This window comes from Sphingosinicella soli (genome assembly GCF_014199685.1).
Classification (GTDB): domain Bacteria; phylum Pseudomonadota; class Alphaproteobacteria; order Sphingomonadales; family Sphingomonadaceae; genus Sphingosinicella; species Sphingosinicella soli.
Genome location: NZ_JACHNZ010000022.1, coordinates 30,027 through 50,835 on the forward strand (window position 1 = coordinate 30,027; position 20,809 = coordinate 50,835).

Consider the following 20,809-nt stretch of genomic DNA (forward strand, 5'->3'; position numbering starts at 1 on the left):
GCCGCATTGCGGATCACGGTGCGGCAGGCTCCGCAGGCGCGGCATCGCCCGCCTTGTCGTCCTGGCCACCGGACTGGTTGATGAACCCGCCGATCAGCGTCATCAGATCGACCGAGCCCTGCGTATCGATGATCTCGTCGCCTTCGCGCATCGTCTCGCTGTCGCCGCCCGGCGTCAGGGAAATATAACTGCCGCCGAGAATGCCTTCGGACGTGATCGCGGCGCTGCTGTCGAGCGGAAGCGCGATGCGCTGATCGATCGAAAGGCCGAGCCGCGCCTGGAATGTCTCGGGATCGAGCGTCTGATCGACGACCGAGCCGACCTTGATGCCGGAGACGCGCACATCCGTGCCGACCGCGACGCCCGTTGCATTCGGGAACAGCGCCGAGACGCGGTAGCGATCCGCGCCCACGTTCCCGGACGTGCGCTGATACGAAAACAGGACGAACACCACCGCGATACCGACGACGATTGCGCCGACGATCGCCTCGATCAGATTCTGCCGGAACAGCGCGGTCATGCTTCCTCGGGGCTCCATGCTTCATAGTCGCCCGTTGCGCGCGCCCGCGGCGCCGCGTTGGCGAGCGTACCGGGCCGTTGCCACGCTGCCGCAGTGCCGGTGAGGTTCGCGTGGTGAGGCGTTTCCCACGTTTTGCGCGGCTGCGATTCGCTCGGCAAAACGTCGGTCGATTTGTGCAGCCAGCCGTGCCACTCGGGCGGCACGCGGCTCGCCTCGTTGAGACCGTCGTAGATCACCCAGCGACGCTCGATGCCCTTGCCCGGTTTGCCGGCTTTGCGGAAATAGCGATTGCCTTCGGCATCATGGCCGACCTCTTCGCCATGGAAACGCGTCACATAGCGCGTGCCCCACGTCGGGCCGTCCCACCAGGTGAAAATCGATTTGAACAGACCCATTCCCGGCTCCGCTGACTTCGGTTGGCGCCTTAGAGCCTTATTCCGTGCCGCCTTGCAAGTCCCGAAGGTCGTATTCCACAAGATCGCCGGGCGTCGCGCCGATCCGCGCGGCCTCTCCGGCATTCAATTCCAGTACGGCGGCGACCGGCCCGAGCGAGCGGCGCTGCGCTTCATTGAGCGGCGGGACATCGGCAAGGATGCTCTCGATACGCCCGTCGGCAAGCAGGAACACCATGTCGAGCGCGATGTAGGTGTTGTGCATCCAGAACGCGGCCGGGCGCGGCGCGGGAAACGGGAAGATCATGCCCGCATCCTTCGCCATCGTGCGCCGGTACATGAGGCCCTGCGCCTGCTGGTCCGGCGTTCGTGCGACCTCGACCGTGTAAACATGCCGCTTGCCGTCGTTCGTGACGATCGTGAGCGGAACGGTCGGCAGTTTCTGGACGGCGGGTTCTTGGGCGGCGACGTCCTGGGCGACGGGTTCCCGCGTGGCGGCAGAGGGCGCGCCCCCGCAGCCCCAGACAGTGCCCGCGAGCAGAAAGACCGCGAGAAGCGACCGATAACGAACAGCATTCATGAAAAGCGGCTCTATGCCTCTCCGACCCCGATGGCAACGGCGAGCGGCCCCTTGTCGCCTTCCGCGATGCGCGCCAACACATGCTGGCCCGGTATCAGCTCGATGATGCCCGCACGGCGCACGGTTTCCATGTGAACGAAGATATCGGGCGACCCCTCACCTCGCGTGAGAAATCCGTACCCTTTCAGGCGGTTGAACCATTTGACTTCGAGGCGCTCGTAATCGCCGGCATCCTCTATCAGCTGCATCGGATCGACGCGCGACGCCGCGCGCTGCACGACGAGTTCGGGATCGGGCCCGATCGCCGTCGTCAGATCCAGCTCAAGGATACGTCGCGCCTGCCGACCGCGTTCCCGCGCGACAGCCGTGCAAACGACTGTCGCACCTTCGGGAAGCGTGCGGCGACCGACTTCGCGCAACGTGGAAAAGTGTACCAACACATCCCCGCTCCCATCACTGGGAACGATGAAGCCATATCCCCGTACCGCATCGAACCACTTTACCGTGCCATCGACGCGGCATTCCTCGGCGACTTCGGCAAGGTCGGACACGTGCTCACCTTCTGGCAGCAACGCGTGCTCGGCCATTACCCCCTCCGACGCACATTTAATTTTTCGAGAAAGAACGCTACCACAAAACCCCGTAACGACGAACTATATAGTTAATTTTCAAAGCGACAAGACAAAGGATTTACGCCCATGGAACTGAACGGAGAGACCCTCATCGCGGCGCCCCGCGAACGGGTCTGGGCGGCGCTCAACGACCCCGAGGTTCTCGCCGCCTGCATCGACGGTGTGGAACGGCTTGAGCGTGCAGGGGAAAACCGTTTCGAAGGCACGATGAACGCCAAGGTCGGGCCGGTGCGCGCGAAGTTTACAGGCGCAGTCGAGCTCTCGGAAATCGACCCTCCCAACGCCTATGTGATCTCCGGCGAAGGCAAGGGCGGCGTCGCGGGTTTCGCCAAGGGCAAGGCCTCCGTGCGGCTCGACGACGCCCCGGAAGGCACGCGACTCACCTGGCAGGCAAGCTCGACCGTGGGCGGCAAGCTCGCCCAGCTCGGCGCGCGGCTGATCGAAGGCACCGCAAAGGCTTATGCGGAATCCTTCTTTGCCGCGTTCAAGGCGCGGGTAGAGAGCGGTGAAACGACGGCGGAACCTGCGCCGGTCGCACCCCCCGAAACCGATCTCGCCGAGGGAACCGATGAAACGCGGGGCCTGCCCCCCGCCATATGGGGCGGCCTCGTGATCGCGCTCGTCGCCGCGCTGGTGCTCTGGCTCGTGCTGTGAGCGGAGACGACACCGCCGCGCTGATCGCAACCCTGCGCGGCTGGATCACCGGCGGACACAGCGCGGCAATCGCGACGGTGATCGAGACATGGGGCTCCGCGCCGCGCCGCACGGGCGCGCATCTCCTCGTGCGCGACGACGGCCTGTTCGAAGGTTCGGTGAGCGGCGGCTGCGTGGAAGGCGATGTGATCGCCGCCGCTGCGGACGTGCTCGCCGACGGCGCGCCGAGGCGCCTGGAATACGGCGTCGCCGATGCCCGCGCGTGGGAGGTGGGCCTGGCCTGCGGCGGCCGCATCGCCGTTCTGGTGCAGCCCGTCTCCGAAGCGGGCTTCTCTCCCGCGCTCGTCGAACGACTCGCCGACGCGCTCGCGCGCGGCGAAAGCGTCAGCGTCACCACCGATGCCGATAGCGTTTCCCGCGAGGGCGAACACGAAGGCTTCACCCGTCTTTACGAGCCCGCCGGACGGCTGATGATCGTCGGCGCGGTTCACATCGCGCAGGCGCTGGTGCCGATGGCCGAACTGCTCGGCTATGTGCCGCTCGTCGTCGATCCGCGCGGCAGCTTCGCCGCCGCCGAGCGCTTCGCGCACATCGCGGTCGATCCGCGCTGGCCCGACGAGGCGCTCGCCGACTGGAAGCCCGACGGCGCGAGCGCCATTGTCGCGTTGACGCACGATCCCAAGCTCGACGACCCGGCGCTGATCGCGGCGCTGCGCTCGCCCGCCTTCTACATCGCCGCGCTCGGATCGCGGAAGAACCAGGCGATCCGCCGCGAACGGCTCGCCGCCGCCGGATTCGATGAGGCTGCGCTGGCGCGGATCCACGGCCCTGCGGGCCTTGCGATCGGCGCGGCGAACCCCGCCGAGATCGCGCTTTCGATCGCCGCCCAGATGATCGCGGTGCGGCGCGGCGCGTGAAGTTCGGCCCCGTCCCCCTCGAACGCGCGGAAGGCGCCTGTCTCGCCCACGCGGTGCATGTCGGCGGGCGGCGGATCGCCAAGGGAAAACGCCTCGATGCGGCGGACATCGCCGATGCCCGCGCGGCGGGGCTTTCCGAACTGGTTGTGGCGGCGCTTGAAAGCGGTGATCTTCACGAGGATTCGGCGGCGGCCATGCTCGCGGTCGCCTCGGCAGGCTCCGGCCTTACCGCCCAGCCGCCCGCGCACGGCCGCGCCAACATCATCGCCGATGCCGCCGGGCTGTTGGTGGTGGACGTCGCTGCCGTCGATGCGGTGAACGCCCACGACGAGGGCGTGACGCTCGGCACGCTCGCCCCCTTCGCACCCGCCGCGCAGGGCGAGATCGTCGCTACGGTGAAGATCATCCCCTTCGCGATTCCCGAAGCGCTCGTCCAAAGCGCGGCGGCAAGCGCGGAAGGCGTGCTGCGGCTGGCGCCGTTCGGGTCGCTGCGGGCCGCGTTCATCCAGACGACGCTTCCCGGCACGCCCGCCAAGCTGCTCGCCAAAACCGCCGAGGTGACCGAAGCGCGCTGCGCCGCGCTCGGCCTCGCAGCATGGCGCGAAATGCGCTGTGCGCACACGGCGGACGCGCTCGCGGATGTGCTGGCGGAAACGGCGGATGCCGACCTCGTTCTCATCAGCGGCGCCTCCGCGATCAGCGACCGGCGCGACGTGATTCCCGCCGCGATCGAACGCGCAGGCGGCGGCGTGCTGCGCCTCGGCATGCCGGTTGATCCGGGCAACCTGCTTTGCCTCGCCCGGATCGGCACGCGGCCGGTGATCGGCCTGCCCGGCTGCGCGCGAAGCCCGCGCCGCAACGGCTTCGACTGGGTGCTGGAACGGCTCTGGGCAGGGCTCGACGTGACCGGGACAGACATTGCCCGCATGGGCGCGGGCGGGCTTCTGGCCGATGTGCCCCGCCCCGAGCCGCGCCCGAAACCGGCGGCGGGAGGCCCGGTCGGCGCCATCGTGCTCGCGGGCGGACGGTCCGTGCGGATGGGCGCGAACAAGCTGCTCGCGGACCTCGGCGGCAAGCCGGTCCTCGCGCATGTGCTGGGCGCGCTGCGCGCCGCAGGGCTCCCGGCGATCGTCGTGACCGGCCACGCGGAGGCGGAGATTGCCGCAACGGCAGCACAGTTCGGTTTTCCGAGCGTTCACGCCGCGCGCTACGCGGAGGGGCTGAGCCGGTCGCTCGCGGCAGGAATTGCCGCCGCGCCCGCGGACTGGTCGGCGGCACTGGTGCTGCTCGGCGACATGCCCGGCGTGACCGCGGAACACATCGAAACGCTTGCCGCCGCCGCAGGCGCAGGCCGTATTGCGGTGCCGGTGCATGACGGCAAGCGCGGCAACCCGGTCGCGTGGGGACGGCGCTATTTCACGCGGCTGCGCGGCATCGACGGCGACGTCGGCGGCAAGGCGCTCCTTGCCGAGTTCGCGGACGACATCGTCGAGGTGCCCCTGGAAAGCGACGCGATCTTCATGGATGTGGACACGCCAGAAGCCCTCGCAGCGGCGCGGTCGCGCTACATCTGATCGGGTTCGATATCCCGCATGTCCAGCACTTCGGAGGTGATGCGCGCATCGTGGCCGGCGCGCAGCATGGCCGCGAATTGCTTCTGCCGCACGGCCCGGTCCGGCACTTCGCGCGCAAACGGGCCGAAACGCTTGCGGCGCGCATAGGCGAGCGCCGCGCCGTGCGCATCGACCGTATCGGTGATTTCGCCGCGCAGATCCTCGGCAAGGCCCGCCGCGCGCAGCTCCTGCCCGATGCGCCGGGCGCCGTAGCCGCGCCGCTCCAGCCCCCGCGCGCGGGCTTCCCCGAACGTGCGGTCATCGACATACCCCAGCGCCGCGAAGCGCGTGACGATGCCGTCCACGTCGGCAGGGCGCTCTCCCGCCCAGCCGCGCTCTCTCAGCTTGCGCGCGAGATACGTCCTGAGCTTCGCTTCGGAGGTCGAATAACGCTCGACATGGCGCAGCGCGAGCGCGCGAAGCGCATCTTCATCCAGCGGCCGGGGCTGTTTTCGGTCTTTTTCGCTACGCACGCCATGTTCCTGCCATAGTCGGACCCAATTTTGAACGTCACATTCCTGCAAAGGCTGACGCTGGCCTGTTTTGCATGTGGCCAAAGAGTCGTGTATCTGGCGAGGTTTATGAGCGGCGAAGCCGCCGCCGCGCCGAGAGAACTGAGGAGGTTCGGGGACTTGCTGAATCGCACTTCGGATTCAAGCGCATTGGCGCTGTCCGGCGCGGAAGACACGGTGACGGCCCCAACGCCGACGCTCGATGATCTGCCGCGCCGCCTTGCGGACTTCAACACGCTGGGCGAGGCGCTGGATTATGCGGCGCAGGGCAAGCGCGGCCTCAATTTCTTCGATGCGCGGGCGCGGCTTGCGCGGGTCATGACCTTCGCCGACCTCAAGGCCGATGCCACCGCAAACGCATACCGGCTGATTGCTGCGGGCATCAAGCCGGGCGACCGCGTGGCGCTGATCGCCGAGACGGGCGCGGATTTCGTCAGCCTGTTTTTCGGCGCGATCTATGCAGGCGCGCTGCCCGTGCCGCTGCCGCTGCCCACCTCGTTCGGCGGCCGCGAAGGGTATGTCGACCAGATCCGCAGCCAGCTGACGTCCTGCGATCCCGAGATCGTGCTTGCGCCTTCCGGCCTCTCCGCGATCGTCGCGGAGGCCGCCGCAGGCCTGCGCTGCCGCACCGCGCACGACTGGCTCGATTTCACGGCGCGCGATGCGAAACCCGCGCCGCTGCCGTCCGCCCGCAAGAGCGACATCGCCTACCTTCAGTATTCGAGCGGCTCCACGCGCTTTCCGCACGGCGTCGAGATCACGCATGAGGCGCTTCTCGCCAATCTGAACGGCCATGCCGTCGGCGTGAACCTGCGCCGCGACGACCGTGTCATTTCGTGGCTGCCTTATTATCACGACATGGGCCTCGTCGGCTGCCTGATGGCGCCGATCGCCAATCAGGTCTCCGCCGACTACCTCGCCACCGAGGATTTCGCGCGGCGTCCGCTGTCGTGGCTGGCGCTCATCACGCGCAACGAAGGCCACAGCCTCTCGTATTCGCCCACCTTTGGCTACGACATCTGCGCCCGCCGCGTTTCCAGCCAGACCGATGTCGCCGAGCGTTTCGACCTTTCGCGTTGGCGCGTCGCGGGTAACGGCGCCGACATGATTCGTCCCGACGTGATGAACAGCTTTGTCGAAGCCTTCGCCCCTGCGGGCTTCAAGGCGGGCGCGTTCCTGCCGAGCTACGGGCTTGCCGAAGCGACGCTCGCCGTCACCATCTCGCCCGTGGGCGCCGGTATCGTGACCGACCTGGTCGATGAGCGCCTGCTTTCGGGCGAGCGCGAAGATGGGGGCGCAGGCACGGGCCGCATGCGCGAGATCGTGAACTGCGGCGTCGCGCTTCCGGGCATGGAAATCGAGATCCGCGACGACGCCGGACGCCGCCTCGGCGACCGTTTGATCGGCAAGGTGTTCGTGGCCGGACCCAGCATCATGACCGGCTATTTCCGCGACGAAATCTCCACCCGCGCCGCGCTTCAGGGCTGCTGGCTCGACACCGGCGACATGGGCTACATGCTGGAAGGCGCGCTCTACATCGTGGGCCGCGCCAAGGACATGATCATCATCAACGGCAAGAACCACTGGCCGCAGGACATCGAGTGGGCGATCGAGCAGCTTCCGGGCTTCAAGGCAGGCGATATCGCCGCGTTCTCGATCACCACGGAAGGCGGAGAGGAAGCGCCCGCCGTGCTCGTGCAGTGCCGCACCAGCGACGCCGCAGAGCGCGCCGAACTCCGCGAGACGATCAAGACCAAGGTACGCACCATCACCGGCATGAACTGCATCGTCGAACTCGTGCCGCCGCGCGCGCTGCCGCGCACCAGCTCCGGCAAGCTCAGCCGCTCCAAGGCGCGCGCGCTGTACCTCTCCGGCCAGATCCAGCCGTTCGACATCGCGGCCTGACGCCGCTCCGCGTATGACGACGCTCGCCATCACCGGCGGAACCGGCTTCGTCGGGTCGAAACTCATCGATCTTGCACTCGAAAAGGGGCACGGGGTCCGCGCGCTCGCCCGCCGCGCGCAACCGGCGCGGCCGGGGCTCGAATGGGTGACCGGCGATCTTGCAAACGGCAGCGCGCTCGCCCGGCTCACGGAAGGCGCAGATGCCGTAATCCATGTCGCGGGCGTCATCAATGCGCGGAGCCCGCTCGCGTTTGCGGCAGGCAATGTCGAGGGCACGCGCGCCATGCTGGAGGCGAGCCGCAACGTGCCGCGTTTCGTCCACGTCTCCTCGCTCGCGGCGCGCGAACCGGCGCTCTCCATCTACGGCAACACCAAGGCCGCCGCCGACGCGCTCGTCGAAACCGCGCGTCCCGACGCCGCGATCGTGCGTCCGCCCGCCGTCTACGGGCCCGGCGACCGCGAGACGGCGAACGTCTACAGGCTCGTCGCGCGCGGCTGGGCCTTGCTGCCGGGGCGCGGGCGGTTTTCCGTCGTCGAGGTCTCGGACCTTGCAAGCGCCCTGCTCGCCCTTGCCCAAAGCCCGTCCGCCCAGGGGATCTTCGAGATCGACGATGCGACGGCAGGCGGGCTCAGCCACCGCGACATGGCCGCGTACATTGCCGCCGCGCTCGGCAAGGCGCCGATCTATGTGCCGTTGCCGTCTGCGGCACTGATGCTCGGCGCCGCGATCGACACGCTCGGCGCGAAGCTCTCCGGGCGCCTCCCCGCGCTCAGCTTCGACCGCGCGCGCTACCTCGCGCATCCCGATTGGGTGGCCGACAGCACGCGCCTTCGCGCGCTCGGCATCTGGGCGCCCGAGGTGCCCGCCGCGCAGGGCATCGCACGCACGGCGGAATGGTACAGGAATGCAGGCTGGATTTAGGCTGCCCGCCCGCCTATCCCCTGCCACAATCTGTTGGCATCGAACCGCAACGACATTTCGGGACACACGCATGGCGCACACACGCGAGACCATCCTTCCAAAGCTGATGGAACTGATCGAGCCGCTGAACCGCAGGGGCATCGCGCTTACCGGGGACACGAGCTTCGCCAGCGACCTTGAGCTGGACTCGCTGACGGTGATGGACCTCGTCGCCAATATCGAGGACGAATACGACATCATCCTGCCGATGAACCTGCTCCCCGAACTGGAAACGATCGGCCAGCTCGCCGACGCCGTCGCCCGTATCGTGAACGGTTGAGGCGAACGATGGCTGACCTCTTCGACAAATTCGACCCCATCATCGCCGAAAAGGCCGCGCTGCTGGCAACCGGGGTCAACGACCCGTTCAACCTGGTGATGGAGCAGGTCCACTCGCCGACCGAGGCGACGGTGAACGGGCGCGAGACCATTCTGGTCGGCACCTACAACTACATGGGCATGACCTTCGACCCCGACGTGATCGCGGCGGGCAAGGAGGCGCTCGACCGATACGGCGCGGGCACCACCGGCAGCCGGGTGCTGAACGGAACGTATCAGGGCCACCGCGATGTCGAGGAGGCGCTGAAGGATTTCTACGGCACCGACCACGCGATGGTGTTTTCCACCGGCTATCAGGCGAACCTGGGGCTGATGGCGACGATGGCGGCCCGCGGCGAATACATCATACTCGACGCGGACAGCCACGCCTCCATCTACGACGGCTGCGCGATGGGCAATGCCGACATCGTGCGCTTCCGCCACAACAGCGTCGAGGATCTCGACAAGCGTCTCGGCCGCCTGCCTGCGGAGGCGGGCAAGCTCGTCGTGCTCGAAGGCGTCTATTCGATGCTCGGCGACATCGCACCGCTGAAGGAGATGGTCGCGGTCGCGAAGAAACACGGCGCGATGACCGTGGTGGACGAAGCGCACGGCATGGGCTTCTTCGGCCCGAACGGGCGCGGCGTCTATGAGGCCGCAGGCGTGGAGGCGGACGTCGATTTCGTCGTCGGCACCTTCTCGAAATCGGTGGGTACGGTGGGCGGCTTCGTCGTCTCCAACCACCCGAAGTTCGAAGTGCTGCGCCTCGTCTGCCGCCCCTACGTGTTCACCGCCTCGCTGCCGCCGAGCGTCGTCGCGACCGCCGCAACGTCGATCCGCAAGCTGAAGCACGCAGAGAGCAAGCGCCAGCATCTGTGGGAAAACAGCCGCAAGCTGCATGGCGGGCTGAAAACCAAGGGCTTCACCATCGCCACCGAGACGGCGGAAAGCGCCATCATCGCGGTGCTGATGCCCGGCCAGGAAGCCTGCGCGCGCATGTGGAGCGCGCTGATCGAACTCGGCATCTACGTCAACATGGCGCGCCCGCCCGCGACGCCTGCGGGCATGTTCCTGCTGCGCTGCTCGCTCTGCGCGGAGCACACGGCGGAGCAGGTGGACATCATCATCGCGCGCTTCGTGCAGGCGGCGGGGATCGCGGGGATTCCGCTCAACGCGTAGCGGCGACGTTCAGGCGTTGCTCGTATTCGTCGGCCAGCCTGCGAAGCGCCTCCGCGCCGTCTCCGCGGAAGGATGAGCCGTGCATCACGGCGAGCAGGCTGGGCGCCAATTCGGCCAGTCGGCGCAGCGTCGGCGCGGTATCGGGCGTCAGGCTGGTTGCCCCGAACATGTCTTCTGCGGCCATGGCGGCCGGAATGATGTCGCTTTCTGTTACGGCCTCGCCGTCCCCGACCTGCGTGAACACATCCCCGCAAAAGAGTGTGGAGGTCGTTTCCTCGTAGAGCATCTGCGCCTCCCAGCCGTGCGGAACATGCGGCGTGGGAACAAGCCGGACACGCTTGCCGCCGAGATCCATCACCGCGTCCTCGCCAAGCGACCGGGGCGCACGGTCTGCGAGATCACTCACCGAGATATTGCACCCGAGCGGGCTGTAGACGACCTGCGCGCGGGGCGCGGCTTCAAGCCACAGGTTCATCGCGCCGCATTCATCGGCCTCGATATGCCCGAAACTGATCCAGCGGAGGCGATCGAGCGGAATGAGCGCCGCGACGGCTGACGACACCGATGGGAAGAGCGACCGGGGGCCGCAATGAAAGAGCAGCGGTTCATCCGCCACGATCAGAAATTGATTGAACGTGAACCCCGCAGGCGGCGCAACATCGGCGACATGCGTCGACAGGCGGTGGATGCCCGGAGCGATCTCGGTGGTTCGCGTATGGATAGGGGCCTCCCTTCGAAAAATCACCCGAACGGATGTATCCGGCTTTTTTGACGAAGCCGTAACAGAAGTCGAGCTTCGGTTTGCGGCTGCGAGACCTTCGATCGCGATTACCGTATCGCGCCCTTGCGGATCAGCTGGGGCAGGAACACCAGCCCGGCAAGTATCGGAAAGCGGCGGTGCCACGGCTTCACGATGATCCCGGCGTCCGCGTGCCGGTTCACCTTCCACGCGATGTAATCGACGCCGCCCTTGAACGTGAAACTGGCCTTGGCGAGCCGCAGCATGGAGAGCAGCTTGCCCCGGCGGCGCAGCTTCCCCCACGTTCGTCTGCCGTGCGCGCGGTCGGCATCGGCGCGAAAATGCACGGTCCCGCCGCGCAGCTCCGCTGCAAGATCGCTGTCGGCGATGGCGGGGGCGGTGAACGCGGTGTAGCGCGCCGGATCGGCTTCGAAGATCGACCGCCCGCGCCCGGAACGCTCGGACCGGAGTTCGGAGGCATAGGTGAGCGCGAAGGCGCCGGTCCACAGCGCCTCGACACCGAGATCATCGTCCAGCATCGGCCGCGCGGTCTTGAGCAGCGTCGGCGCGGCGGCGGCAACCGCGCGGATCACGCGCGCGCGCGCCGCATCCCCGCGTACCCAGACAAGCCGCGAAGGCTGCGCGAACCGCGCCCAGACCGATGCGTTGTCGCAATCCGGCGAGCAGGCGTGCGCGAAATCATCAACGGTCATCACCGCGAACTTTGCGCGCAGACCTTCATGTTCGGCATAAAAAACATTGGGCGGAATCAGCCGGTTCGCCACCGCCATCCACCGGCGCGTGTAGGCGCGATCATAGGAATCGACGAGCAGATAGAAATCGAGCAGCGAATCCGCCAGGTCTTCGCTCCTGAGGCACGAGCCGTAGTACAGCACGGCCTGCGCCGCGCCGCCGCAGCGCCCGGCGATGGCCCTGGCAAAATCGGCGACTTCAGGGGCGGCGGGCGTTTCCAGCTCGTCCGCGACCAGCGGCACGAGCGCCGTCATGCCGCAAGGTTGAGGAAGGACACCGGTGCTGTCGGCGTCAGCACGATCGAGCGCCCCTCTCCGGCCTCGTAAAGTTCACCGTCGAGAATCACGCTGGCGCGCTTGCCCTCGATACGGATCTCGTCGCCGCGCCTGAGATGCAGTCCGCTGAAGCGCGCGCTGCCGAGCCGCCCGGCGAGCGCGGACACGAGGGCCATCAGCACGGTCGTCCGGCGCTGCTCGATCGCCATCAGCTTCAGGGGACCGGCCCGGTCGCTGAACGGCGTGGCGAAATTGAGCAGCAGGCGTTCGAGCGTCGTCACCATCAGCACGAGGAAACTGCCCTCGACCGGCACGCCGCCCCGATGCAGCGAGACGCGCATCGGGCTCGTCTTCACGGGGTTCCAGCGCGCGCCCGCGCCGAGGAGCACGCTTACCAGCACCACGAACGTGGCGATCAGGTGGCTCACCCAGTTCGGCAGGCCGAGCGGGTAGATCTTGTTGCGGCAGAACAGGATCGCCTCGGCAAGACCCGCACCACCCAGAAACATCCCGAACACGGGGCGCGCCGCAAGGCCGTCGCTCAGCGCGATGAGCTGCCGCGCCACGACGTGTGGATCAACCCCCGTCTCGACGATCTTCAGGATATTGGCGAGCGCCTCCACCGGATTGGCGCCCGCACCCAGATCGAGCGCGATGAGATTGGTCTTGCCGTTCGGCAGCACCGCGAGCGGCGGCACCGCACCCTTGAAATGGTGGCCGTTGTAGATTTCGGTGAGCGCCGCCTGCACGGTGCCGTCGCCGCCGTTGATGACGAGAACGGCAGGCTTGACGCGCGCGATCATGGCGAGCGCGTCGGGCACTTCGGAAATGTCTCCCACCTCGTAGTGGAAAATGTTGGGATGCTGCGCCACGAATTCACGGATGCGCGGCAACGCGGCTTTGTTGCCGGTCGAGCGCGGATTGGAAAGAAGCGCAACACAAGCCATATCAGTCGCGCCTTGCCACAAGAGGTTTCACGGAGAGCAGACCCTGACGATAGTTCAGGATCACATCGACAACGGTGACGCCGCTGCGCGCGACGAACATCGATTCTTCATAGTCGGGTTTGGCAAGCCCCAGTTTGGGATTGCCCGAAAAACCCACGCCATCCTTTGAAACGGAAAGTTTGCCGTTCATGTCGCGATCGTGGAGCACCGCCATCGAAAACTCGCCGAAGCGGGGCAGCGCCATGCAGATGTTCATGTCGCCCGATGCCGTCATCGGCAGTTCGATCCGCTTGAGATACTTGCCCTTTTCAAGAAACTCGTGGGCTTTATCGCTGTAAACCTGGGTGCGGAGATTGCCTTCGCGATCCTTGAATCCGTAAACGCGGATCAGCGCGGCAGGGCCTTTCGCGCCCGGAGCGCAGGCCGCCGCATCGGGGCCGATGATCGTCTGAGCCGAGGCGGACGCTGAAAACGCGCCGAAAACCGCCGTGGTCGCCACAAGCGAACGGATCAGCCCCCGAGAAAACGCATTTGAATTTTTCAGCACCATGTCTCTCCTCGATCGTCCCCCTTTTTCGAATCACCAAATAGTTGATGCATCGCTGCTCTCCCGTGGTATCGGGTCCGCTTGCGGCCAAAGTTTGACCAAGGATCGACAAAACCAAGAGATGCTGGCTCGGTTCGACAGGTACATGGCGCGGCTGATCGCAGTGCCGCTGTTCGCGACACTGATGATCGCGGCCATGCTGCTATTGCTGGAGAAGATGCTGAAATTGTTCGACTTCGTGGTCAACGAAGGCGGGCCGGCATCGGTCGTCTGGCGCATGCTGGGCAACCTGATTCCGCAGTATCTGGGCCTCGGCATCCCGGTCGGGCTGCTGCTGGGTATTTTGCTGGCGTTCCGCGGCCTCGCACTTTCGAGCGAACTTGATGCGATGCGCGCGGTCGGCATTAGCTACATGCGGATGCTGCGCGTGCCTTATATGTACGCGCTGCTGCTCGGCCTTCTCACGCTGATCATCGTCGGCTTCATCCAGCCCATCAGCCGCTATGCCTACGAGGGGCTGGAGTTCGAGCTGCGCTCCGGCGCGCTCGGCGCGACGATCGACGTCGGCGAGTTCGTGCAGGTGGCGCGCAATACGACGCTGCGCGTCGAGGAAAGCCGCAGCCAGGGCCGCGACCTGCGCGGCATCTTCGTCAGCGGCCGGAGCGGCGACGGCAAGACGGTTTCCGTCACCGCCGCGCGCGGCACCTTTCTGGCGACCGACGACCCCGATGTCATCCTGCTGAGGCTCACCGACGGCACGCTCGTCCACGACGCGCCGGGCTACAGGCAGCCCCGCGTGCTGAGCTTCCGCATGCACGACCTGCCGATCGACCTTCCGCAGATCGAGCTGTTCCGCATTCGCGGCGCACAGGCCGACGACAACGAGTTGACCCTCCCGGAACTCTACCGCGTCGGCTATCTCGGCCAGGGCGCCGCCACCGAGGAAAGCCGGAACGCCGTGCGCGCCAACCTGCACCGGCGGCTGGTGCAGGTGTTCGCGGTGCTGGTGATCCCGCTGCTTGCGGTTGCGCTCGCGGTGCCGCCGAAGCGATCGACATCGGCGGTCGGCGTGTTCGCGGCGCTTACGATTCTGATCGTTTACAACGAGATTTCAGAGGCGGCGGAGCGCGCGGGCGCCGCAGGCAAGGCCGACATCATCCTGAGCCAGTGGGGCAGCTTCATCGCGTTCAGCCTGCTCTGCGCCTGGTTCTTCCACGTGCTTGCGAACGTGCCGGGCGGGCAGCCGATCGCCGTGATCGAGCGCGGCGCGGGCATTGCCGCCAAATGGGTCGTCAGCCTGTGGCGTCTGCTGCGCCGGCGCTTCGGAAAGGCGCAGGCGGCATGAGCGGCGCGCTTACCTTCTGGCCCTCCCCGACCATCGCGACCTACACCGCGCGCATGTTCATGCTGCGGACGCTCGCCTTCGCGATCGGCCTGGTGGCGATCCTGCAAACGCTTGATCTGCTGACCGAATCGAACACGATTCTCGCCGTCGACGGCAACGGCAACCCCGAACTGCTGCGCTATGTGCAGCTTCGGCTGCCGCAGCTCGTCTCGCAGTTCCTGCCGTTTTCGGTGCTGCTCGGCGCGCTGGTGACGATGACGACGCTGAGCCAGAACAGCGAGGTCACGATCTTTCGCGCCTCCGGGCTTTCCGCTCACCAGATTCTCTACCCGATGATGGCGGCCGCGCTCGGCGTCTCGCTGTTCCACTTCGCCTTCAACGAACTCGTTCTCGTCCGCACCAACGCCGAACTCATCGCCTGGGAGAAGGCGGAGTACCGGAACGACGCGACGATCGACACCAATCCGCTTTCCGATGTGTGGGTGCGCGAGGGCCGCGAGATCATTCACGCCGACAGCGTGACCGGAAGCGGCGCGCAAACGCGGCTCCACGGCGTGCGCGTCGATCGGCGCGACGGCAGCCGCCTGCGCCAGATCATCAACGCAGAAAGCGCGCGCCCCGACGGCAATGCGTGGCGCCTCGACAACGTGCGCATCTTCACCGTGCGGACGGGTGCGCTTTCGAACGCGGCGCAGATCCGGCTCGGCGCGGGCATCGAGCCGGATCGCTTCACCATGCGCGCGCCGGACCCCGACCGAACCGACATCATCGCGCTCTGGAAACAGACACGCCTTCTCGAATCGGTCGGGCGCGGCACGGATTCGCTGCGCGTCGCGCTTTACCACAAGATTTCGCTGCCGCTTTCCGCCGTGCTCATGCCGCTGCTCGGCGCCGTCACCGCGTTCGGGCTCGCCCGGTCGGGGCGGCTGTTCGCGCGCGCTGTCGTGGGCATGGTGCTTGGCTTTGCGTATTTCGTCGCCGACAATTTCATGGTCGCGATGGGCGAATTCGGCACCATACCGCCGCTGGCGGCGGGCTGGGCGGCGTTCGTGCTGTTCTTCCTGGTCGGCGAAGCCGTGCTGTTCAGGACCGAGGAATGACGCGCCCCGACGATTCGGGCAAAACGGGAATCAGCAAGAAAACGGTGGTGAGAAGCGCGGGTGTCGTTGCGATGGCCCGGCTCGGCGCGCTGATAGAGGCGGTCGCGCAGCCCGCCTATGTCTGGATGTTCGGCCTTGCCACCTACGGCATCTACATGGCGCTGTGGGCCGCTGTGAACATCGTGTCGAACGTCGCCGACCTTGCCATGACAAGCGCGATGCAGCGCACCATCCCGCAGGCGAAAACCGAAGAACGCGCGCACAGCGCACTGAAGACCGCGCTCGTTATCGGCATGGTGCCGAGCATCATCATCGCCCTCGGCGTCAGCACCTTCGCGGCGCCCGTCGCGGCGCTGTTCAATGCCGCGCCCAGGGATGCGGCGTCGCTGGAACTGGCCGTCGCGCTGTTCGCCTGGGCGCTGCCGCTCTGGACGTTCGTGGAACTGGCGACATCCGCCTCGCGGGCGCGCAAGGCGTTCGGGCCGGAAGTGCGGCTCAGGATCTTCTGGGAACAGATCGTGCGCCTGCTGATGGCGGGGGCCGCATGGCTCGCCGGCTGGATGACGATGGGCCTCGTCGTCGCGCACCTCGCCTCGCTCGCGATCACCGCGGCGCTCGGCTGGCGGCTGCTCGCCCGCTACTACAATGTCCCCATGCTGATCCGCGCGCCGTTTGACAGGGACGTGCTGCGCGATCTGCTCGGCACGGGTCTCGGCATTCTGCCCGCCAATATCGCGGTTCGGGCGTTTTCCGACATGCCGCCGCTGCTGCTCAACATGCTTCTGCCGGGCGCTGCGGGCGCCAGCGCATCGGGCCTTTTCGGCATCGCCCGGAAGATCGCCTCGATCCCGCTCATCGTGCGTCACAGCCTGTATTACGTCATTCAGCCCCTCGCGGCGGAGCAGGCGATCCACGACAAGCATCGCATCAACCCGGTCTACGGCTTCGCCTCCCGTCTCTCGATGATCCTGCTGCTGCCGATGTCGCTGCTTCTGGCGCTGCTCGCCGGGCCGATGCTGATGCTGTTCCCGCCCGAAGCGGCAACGGCGGCCGCGCTGATCGTGGTGCTGACGCTCGCGCGCGGCGTCAACGCCATCGCGGGGCCGGCGAACGGCATCCTCCAGATGCTGCGGCCCCGCATCCTGCCGACGGCGAACGCGCTTGTCGGCGTTGCCGTATGGCTGCTCGTCTCGTGGCTGCTGTGGGGCCGCGATCCCGCGCTCGCGATGGCGTGGGGCGTCGCCTGCGGGGCGTTCGTGATGGAGTGGCTGGCGCTGGCGGAACTCTGGCACACCGATCGCATCCACCCGTTCGCGGCGCCGTTCGCGCGGGGCATCGTGATCCTCGGCGGTTCATCGCTGCTGATCTGGGCGCTGCTGGGCAGCCATCAGCCGTTTCCCTTGTGGCTCGACATCGCCTTGCCGGTCGTCGCTGCCCTGAGTCTGGTCTGGCTCGGCCTTCGCGTCGTGCTCACGGCGCAGGAACGGCAAAGCCTCGGCGCGATCGGGCGCAGACTCGGGCTATCGCGCGGCAAATAGCGGCGGCGACCACAGTGCCGTCCAAAATATGCCGCATTGCCGCGAAATAAAGACAGCTGATGGCGGTTAGACCGCGAAGCGCAGGATAATCAGTATGCAGGTGCTCAAGGGCTATCGGCTCGGCATGTGGAGCAAGAGCCACAATCTGTCGAAGATGACGTTCCGCGAGCTCGTCGTCGCCTATTTCCAGTATTATGCGATCCAGGCGTATCTGCTGCTGACCGTGGCCTGCGCTTATGTCGCGGTCGCCTATCCCACGACGCTGCTGCGCGGCGCGGCTGCCGCCGGTATCGCCGTTGCGGCCTATCCGCTGGCGTGGTTCCTGCTCCACCGCTACGTCCTCCACAGCAACTGGATGTTCAAGTCGCCGCTGACGGCGCGCACGTGGAAGCGCATCCATTACGATCACCATCAGGATCCCAACCACCTCGAGGTGCTGTTCGGCGCGCTTTACACGACACTGCCGACCATCGCGCTCGTCACCATCCCGATGGGCTATGCGATCGGCGGCATCGGCGGCGCGGCATGGGGCTTCGGCGCCGGGCTGCTCACCACCTGCTTCTACGAGTTCTGCCACTGCATCCAGCATCTCTCCTACAAGCCGCGCATGCCGTGGCTGGTGGAGATGAAGACCCGCCACATGGAACACCACTTCCACGACGAAGACGGCAACTTCGGCATCACCAGCTTCCTGTGGGACAAGCTGCTCGGCACCTATTACCAGCGCGCCGAACGCCCGGAGAAAAGCGAGACGGTGTTCAACCTGGGCTACACGCCGCAGGCCGCCGAGAAATGGCCGTGGGTATCCGAGATGTCGGGCGGCGTTGCCGAAGGGCACCCTCGCCAGCGCCTGAAAAAAGCGGCCTGATTCCAGCGATGGGGGGCGGCATCGAGATCCGGCCGGTCGTGAGCGCGGCCGACCGCAAGACGTTCATCGACCTGCCGTGGGCGCTGTACGCGCACGACCCCAACTGGGTGCCCCCGCTGAAATCGGAGGTCGCAGGCCTGATCGGCGGCGCGAAATCCAATCCGTGGTTCGAACACGCCGAGGCCGTATTCTGGCTGGCATGGCGGGATGGCAAACCCGTGGGCCGCATCTCCGCGCAGGTCGACCAGCTGGTGCTGAAGCACATGGGCGCGGGCACGGGCCAGTTCGGCATGTTCGAATGCGTCGACGATCCGGCGGTCGCGGCGCTGTTGCTGGACACGGCCGAGACGTGGCTGAAGGCGAAGGGCATGACCCGGTCGCTCGGGCCGTTCAGCCTGTCGATCTGGGACGAACCCGGCCTTCTGGTGAGCGGTTTCGAACTGCCGCCGACGGTGATGATGGGCCACCATTTGCCCTATTACGAAGGCCTGATCGAAAACCGCGGCTACGCGGGCGTGAAGGATCTTTACACCTACGAGCTTCCGATCGCGGCCGGCTTTCCGCCGGCGTTCGACCGCATCGTCGCGGCAGCCGAGAAATCGAGCCGCATCCGCATGCGCAATGTAGACAAATCGCGTTTCGCCGAAGAGGCGGCGCTGATCCTCGATATCCTGAACGATGCCTGGTCGGACAACTGGGGCTTCATCCCGCTGACACCGTCGGAAGTCGCGTATGTCGGCAAGAAGCTGAAGCCGATCGTCTTCGAGGATCTGATCCGCATCTGCGAGGTGGACGGCGAGCCCGTGGCGTTCATGATCACGCTGCCCGACGTCAACGAGATGACAGCCGATCTGGACGGCAGATTGCTGCCCTTCGGCTGGGCGAAACTGCTGTGGCGGCTGCACAAGCCCCGCGTACGCCGCATGCGCGTGCCCCTGATGGGCGTTCGCCAGACGCTGCAGGGCAGCCGGCTCGCCAGCTTCATGGCGCTGATGATGGTGGAACACGTGCGCCGCGTCGCCGTGAGCGACTACGGCGCGACGCAGGGCGAACTCGGTTGGGTTCTCGACGACAACGGCCCGATGAAATCCATCGCCGAGATCATCCAATCCAAGATCAGCAAGACGTACCGGATCTACGAAAAGGCGCTGTAGCGGGGCAGTGCGTCGCCGCTTCGCATTCGCGAGAGCGCCCCCACGGACCTGCGCGGACAGTCATGTCCATAATTCTGGAGACAAGCGCGCAAGTGCCTGGAAACGCTTGGCTGGGGCGGGAGGATTCGAACCTCCGCGTGGCGGTACCAAAAACCGCTGCCTTACCGCTTGGCTACGCCCCAATGCGATGCTTGAAACGGCAAATGCCGTGCTTGCGGCGGCCCTTATAACCGCTGCCCCGGCTTTGGAAAGAGCTGCGCGCGCGTTTGTTTCAGGCGCGAATGCTGCGGCGAACGGTCCCGCCGCGCGTCGCCGCGAACAGCGTCGCCGCGTACATGAAAGCGCCGAGGCCGAGCAGCGCAAGGCTGTAGGCCGGGAACGCCACGCCGAGGAAGTTCGGCACCGCCGCAAGCGTCGCATAGATGCCGAGACCCGCAGGCCACCCCCAGCGCGCGTGCAGATAGTGGTGAAGGTGGTTGCGATCACCCGCGAACGGGCTTCGGCCCTGCCCGATCCGCCAGGCCATGAGCCGGACCGTATCGAGCACCGGCACGAGGAACAGCAGCGCCACCTGCCCTGCATCGAACGTCGCGAAATTGTGGTTGTACGCATAGATGGCGAGCAGGCCGAAAATGGCCGAAATCCCGTAGCTGCCGCCGTCGCCGAGGAACAGCGTGCCCTTCATGTTGAACCAGAGCATGACCGCAAGGCTCCCGGCGATGCCGAAAAGCAGCGGATCGAACGGCTGCGGATTGCGGGCGAAGAGCACGGCCGTCCAGACAAGCGATAGCGTGAGCACGATGCCGTTCTTGCCGTCCGCCATGTTAACGGCGTTCAAAAGCCCGATGAGACAGACGAGCGTGAACGCCACGGAGGCCCACGCCGGCAGCAGAACAAGGTCATCGACCCCGGCGAAGCGCAGGAAACTCACCCGCAGATCGGGCACTTCAAGGATCGTCAGGATGAGAACGAACGCGGTCAGCGCCAGCCTGACGATCGGCGACAAGCCCATGCGATCGTCGGCGAGGCCGACAAGCGCCATCGCGCCGACCGCAAAGCCCAGCCACATGATCTGCCAGTCAAGCAGCGCCGAATCCTTCGCCAGCAGGTGATAAAGCAGCAAAGCCGACACTTCGAACGCCACGACGACGGCAACCCCGCCGACCAGCGGCGTGACACGCGCATGGCGCTTGCGGCCTCCGAAGGGATCGGGATAATCAAGCAGACCCAGCAGGCTGCCGAGACGGCCCGCGTTGCGCCCGACCAGAAAGGCAATGCCGATGCCCATGGCAGCGCAGAGCATATTCAAGCTCATCGCGGTCATTATCGTGCCGTGGCCCCTTTTCCCATCAGCCCCCGC

The 20,809-nt window shown here is 66.5% G+C and carries 22 protein-coding genes and 1 tRNA gene; 12 read left to right on the forward strand and 11 right to left on the reverse strand.

Features of this window, described 5'->3' with window-relative positions; translation table 11 throughout:
- Positions 1 to 13: 13 nt before the first annotated feature.
- The 4 genes from mlaD to GGQ98_RS10545 are packed head-to-tail and all read right to left on the reverse strand — an operon-like array spanning position 14 to position 2,079.
- A complete protein-coding gene (gene mlaD, locus GGQ98_RS10530; protein WP_184069202.1) occupies positions 14 to 520 on the reverse strand; it encodes an outer membrane lipid asymmetry maintenance protein MlaD in 507 nt (168 codons plus the stop codon).
- On the reverse strand, positions 517 to 915 hold the full coding sequence (locus GGQ98_RS10535; protein WP_184069205.1) for an NADH:ubiquinone oxidoreductase subunit NDUFA12: 399 nt from the start codon (positions 913 to 915) through the stop codon (positions 517 to 519). The genes mlaD and GGQ98_RS10535 overlap by 4 nt, the downstream gene beginning before the upstream one ends.
- A 37-nt stretch (positions 916 to 952) precedes the next feature.
- On the reverse strand, positions 953 to 1,492 hold the full coding sequence (locus GGQ98_RS10540; protein ID WP_184069208.1) for a DUF192 domain-containing protein: 540 nt from the start codon (positions 1,490 to 1,492) through the stop codon (positions 953 to 955).
- A gap of 11 nt (positions 1,493 to 1,503) precedes the next feature.
- Positions 1,504 to 2,079, reverse strand: a complete 576-nt coding sequence (locus GGQ98_RS10545) for a cold-shock protein (protein ID WP_184069211.1) — start codon at positions 2,077 to 2,079, stop codon at positions 1,504 to 1,506.
- Between the two features lie 111 nt (positions 2,080 to 2,190).
- On the opposite strand from GGQ98_RS10545, the gene GGQ98_RS10550 reads away from it, so the two are divergent.
- From GGQ98_RS10550 to GGQ98_RS18815, 3 genes are read left to right on the forward strand one after another with little or no spacing between them, the layout of a single operon-like run.
- Positions 2,191 to 2,778, forward strand: a complete 588-nt coding sequence (locus tag GGQ98_RS10550) for an SRPBCC family protein (RefSeq protein ID WP_184069214.1) — start codon at positions 2,191 to 2,193, stop codon at positions 2,776 to 2,778.
- Positions 2,775 to 3,695, forward strand: coding sequence for an XdhC family protein (locus GGQ98_RS10555; RefSeq protein ID WP_424141357.1), 921 nt, complete (start codon positions 2,775 to 2,777; stop codon positions 3,693 to 3,695). Before GGQ98_RS10550 ends, GGQ98_RS10555 begins: the two co-directional genes overlap by 4 nt.
- A complete protein-coding gene (locus tag GGQ98_RS18815) occupies positions 3,692 to 5,269 on the forward strand; it encodes an NTP transferase domain-containing protein (RefSeq protein WP_184069218.1) in 1,578 nt (525 codons plus the stop codon). The genes GGQ98_RS10555 and GGQ98_RS18815 overlap by 4 nt, the downstream gene beginning before the upstream one ends.
- Here GGQ98_RS18815 and GGQ98_RS10565 read toward each other — a convergent pair.
- Positions 5,260 to 5,781 (reverse strand): RecX family transcriptional regulator, encoded by a 522-nt coding sequence (locus tag GGQ98_RS10565; protein WP_184069221.1) that lies wholly within the window; start codon positions 5,779 to 5,781, stop codon positions 5,260 to 5,262. The two genes, GGQ98_RS18815 and GGQ98_RS10565, sit on opposite strands and share 10 nt — an antisense overlap.
- Positions 5,782 to 5,940: 159 nt before the next feature.
- Between GGQ98_RS10565 and GGQ98_RS10570 the strand changes: the two genes are divergently transcribed.
- From GGQ98_RS10570 to spt, 4 genes are all read left to right on the forward strand, one after another.
- Positions 5,941 to 7,725: a fatty acyl-AMP ligase gene (locus GGQ98_RS10570; RefSeq protein ID WP_243451820.1), complete on the forward strand. Its 1,785-nt coding sequence runs from the start codon at positions 5,941 to 5,943 to the stop codon at positions 7,723 to 7,725.
- Between the two features lie 13 nt (positions 7,726 to 7,738).
- The gene (locus GGQ98_RS10575; protein ID WP_184069226.1) at positions 7,739 to 8,647 is read left to right on the forward strand and encodes an NAD-dependent epimerase/dehydratase family protein; all 909 of its coding nucleotides are present in this window, start codon (positions 7,739 to 7,741) and stop codon (positions 8,645 to 8,647) included.
- 70 nt (positions 8,648 to 8,717) lie between these two features.
- Positions 8,718 to 8,966 carry an acyl carrier protein gene (locus GGQ98_RS10580; protein WP_184069229.1) on the forward strand — a complete coding sequence of 83 codons (249 nt, stop codon included), beginning with the start codon at positions 8,718 to 8,720 and terminating at the stop codon, positions 8,964 to 8,966.
- An 8-nt stretch (positions 8,967 to 8,974) separates the two neighbouring features.
- Complete coding sequence (gene spt / locus GGQ98_RS10585) at positions 8,975 to 10,183, forward strand: serine palmitoyltransferase (protein ID WP_184069232.1); 1,209 nt, start codon at positions 8,975 to 8,977, stop codon at positions 10,181 to 10,183.
- Here the strand turns inward: spt and GGQ98_RS10590 are convergent.
- The 4 genes from GGQ98_RS10590 to GGQ98_RS10605 form a co-directional block, all read right to left on the reverse strand.
- The gene (locus GGQ98_RS10590; RefSeq protein WP_341534192.1) at positions 10,173 to 10,928 is read right to left on the reverse strand and encodes an oxygen-binding di-iron domain-containing protein; all 756 of its coding nucleotides are present in this window, start codon (positions 10,926 to 10,928) and stop codon (positions 10,173 to 10,175) included. The two genes, spt and GGQ98_RS10590, sit on opposite strands and share 11 nt — an antisense overlap.
- 83 nt (positions 10,929 to 11,011) lie before the next feature.
- A complete protein-coding gene (locus tag GGQ98_RS10595) occupies positions 11,012 to 11,929 on the reverse strand; it encodes a hypothetical protein (protein ID WP_184069235.1) in 918 nt (305 codons plus the stop codon).
- Complete coding sequence (locus GGQ98_RS10600) at positions 11,926 to 12,897, reverse strand: diacylglycerol/lipid kinase family protein (RefSeq protein ID WP_184069237.1); 972 nt, start codon at positions 12,895 to 12,897, stop codon at positions 11,926 to 11,928. The genes GGQ98_RS10595 and GGQ98_RS10600 overlap by 4 nt, the downstream gene beginning before the upstream one ends.
- Before the next feature lies 1 nt (position 12,898).
- On the reverse strand, positions 12,899 to 13,444 hold the full coding sequence (locus tag GGQ98_RS10605) for a DUF2141 domain-containing protein (protein ID WP_341534193.1): 546 nt from the start codon (positions 13,442 to 13,444) through the stop codon (positions 12,899 to 12,901).
- Positions 13,445 to 13,565: 121 nt separating this feature from the next.
- On the opposite strand from GGQ98_RS10605, the gene GGQ98_RS10610 reads away from it, so the two are divergent.
- From GGQ98_RS10610 to GGQ98_RS10630, 5 genes are all read left to right on the forward strand, one after another.
- On the forward strand, positions 13,566 to 14,789 hold the full coding sequence (locus GGQ98_RS10610; RefSeq protein ID WP_184069243.1) for an LptF/LptG family permease: 1,224 nt from the start codon (positions 13,566 to 13,568) through the stop codon (positions 14,787 to 14,789).
- Positions 14,786 to 15,889 (forward strand): LPS export ABC transporter permease LptG, encoded by a 1,104-nt coding sequence (lptG, locus tag GGQ98_RS10615; RefSeq protein WP_184069246.1) that lies wholly within the window; start codon positions 14,786 to 14,788, stop codon positions 15,887 to 15,889. Before GGQ98_RS10610 ends, lptG begins: the two co-directional genes overlap by 4 nt.
- Positions 15,886 to 17,427: a lipopolysaccharide biosynthesis protein gene (locus GGQ98_RS10620; protein ID WP_184069249.1), complete on the forward strand. Its 1,542-nt coding sequence runs from the start codon at positions 15,886 to 15,888 to the stop codon at positions 17,425 to 17,427. Before lptG ends, GGQ98_RS10620 begins: the two co-directional genes overlap by 4 nt.
- Positions 17,428 to 17,521: 94 nt before the next feature.
- Positions 17,522 to 18,295 carry a sterol desaturase family protein gene (locus GGQ98_RS10625; RefSeq protein WP_184069251.1) on the forward strand — a complete coding sequence of 258 codons (774 nt, stop codon included), beginning with the start codon at positions 17,522 to 17,524 and terminating at the stop codon, positions 18,293 to 18,295.
- An 8-nt stretch (positions 18,296 to 18,303) separates the two neighbouring features.
- Positions 18,304 to 19,449 carry an N-acetyltransferase gene (locus GGQ98_RS10630; RefSeq protein WP_184069254.1) on the forward strand — a complete coding sequence of 382 codons (1,146 nt, stop codon included), beginning with the start codon at positions 18,304 to 18,306 and terminating at the stop codon, positions 19,447 to 19,449.
- Positions 19,450 to 19,556: 107 nt separating this feature from the next.
- Here GGQ98_RS10630 and GGQ98_RS10635 read toward each other — a convergent pair.
- A tRNA-Gln gene (locus tag GGQ98_RS10635) sits at positions 19,557 to 19,631 on the reverse strand.
- An 89-nt stretch (positions 19,632 to 19,720) separates the two neighbouring features.
- A complete protein-coding gene (locus GGQ98_RS10640; protein WP_184069257.1) occupies positions 19,721 to 20,752 on the reverse strand; it encodes an MraY family glycosyltransferase in 1,032 nt (343 codons plus the stop codon).
- Positions 20,753 to 20,809: the final 57 nt, after the last annotated feature.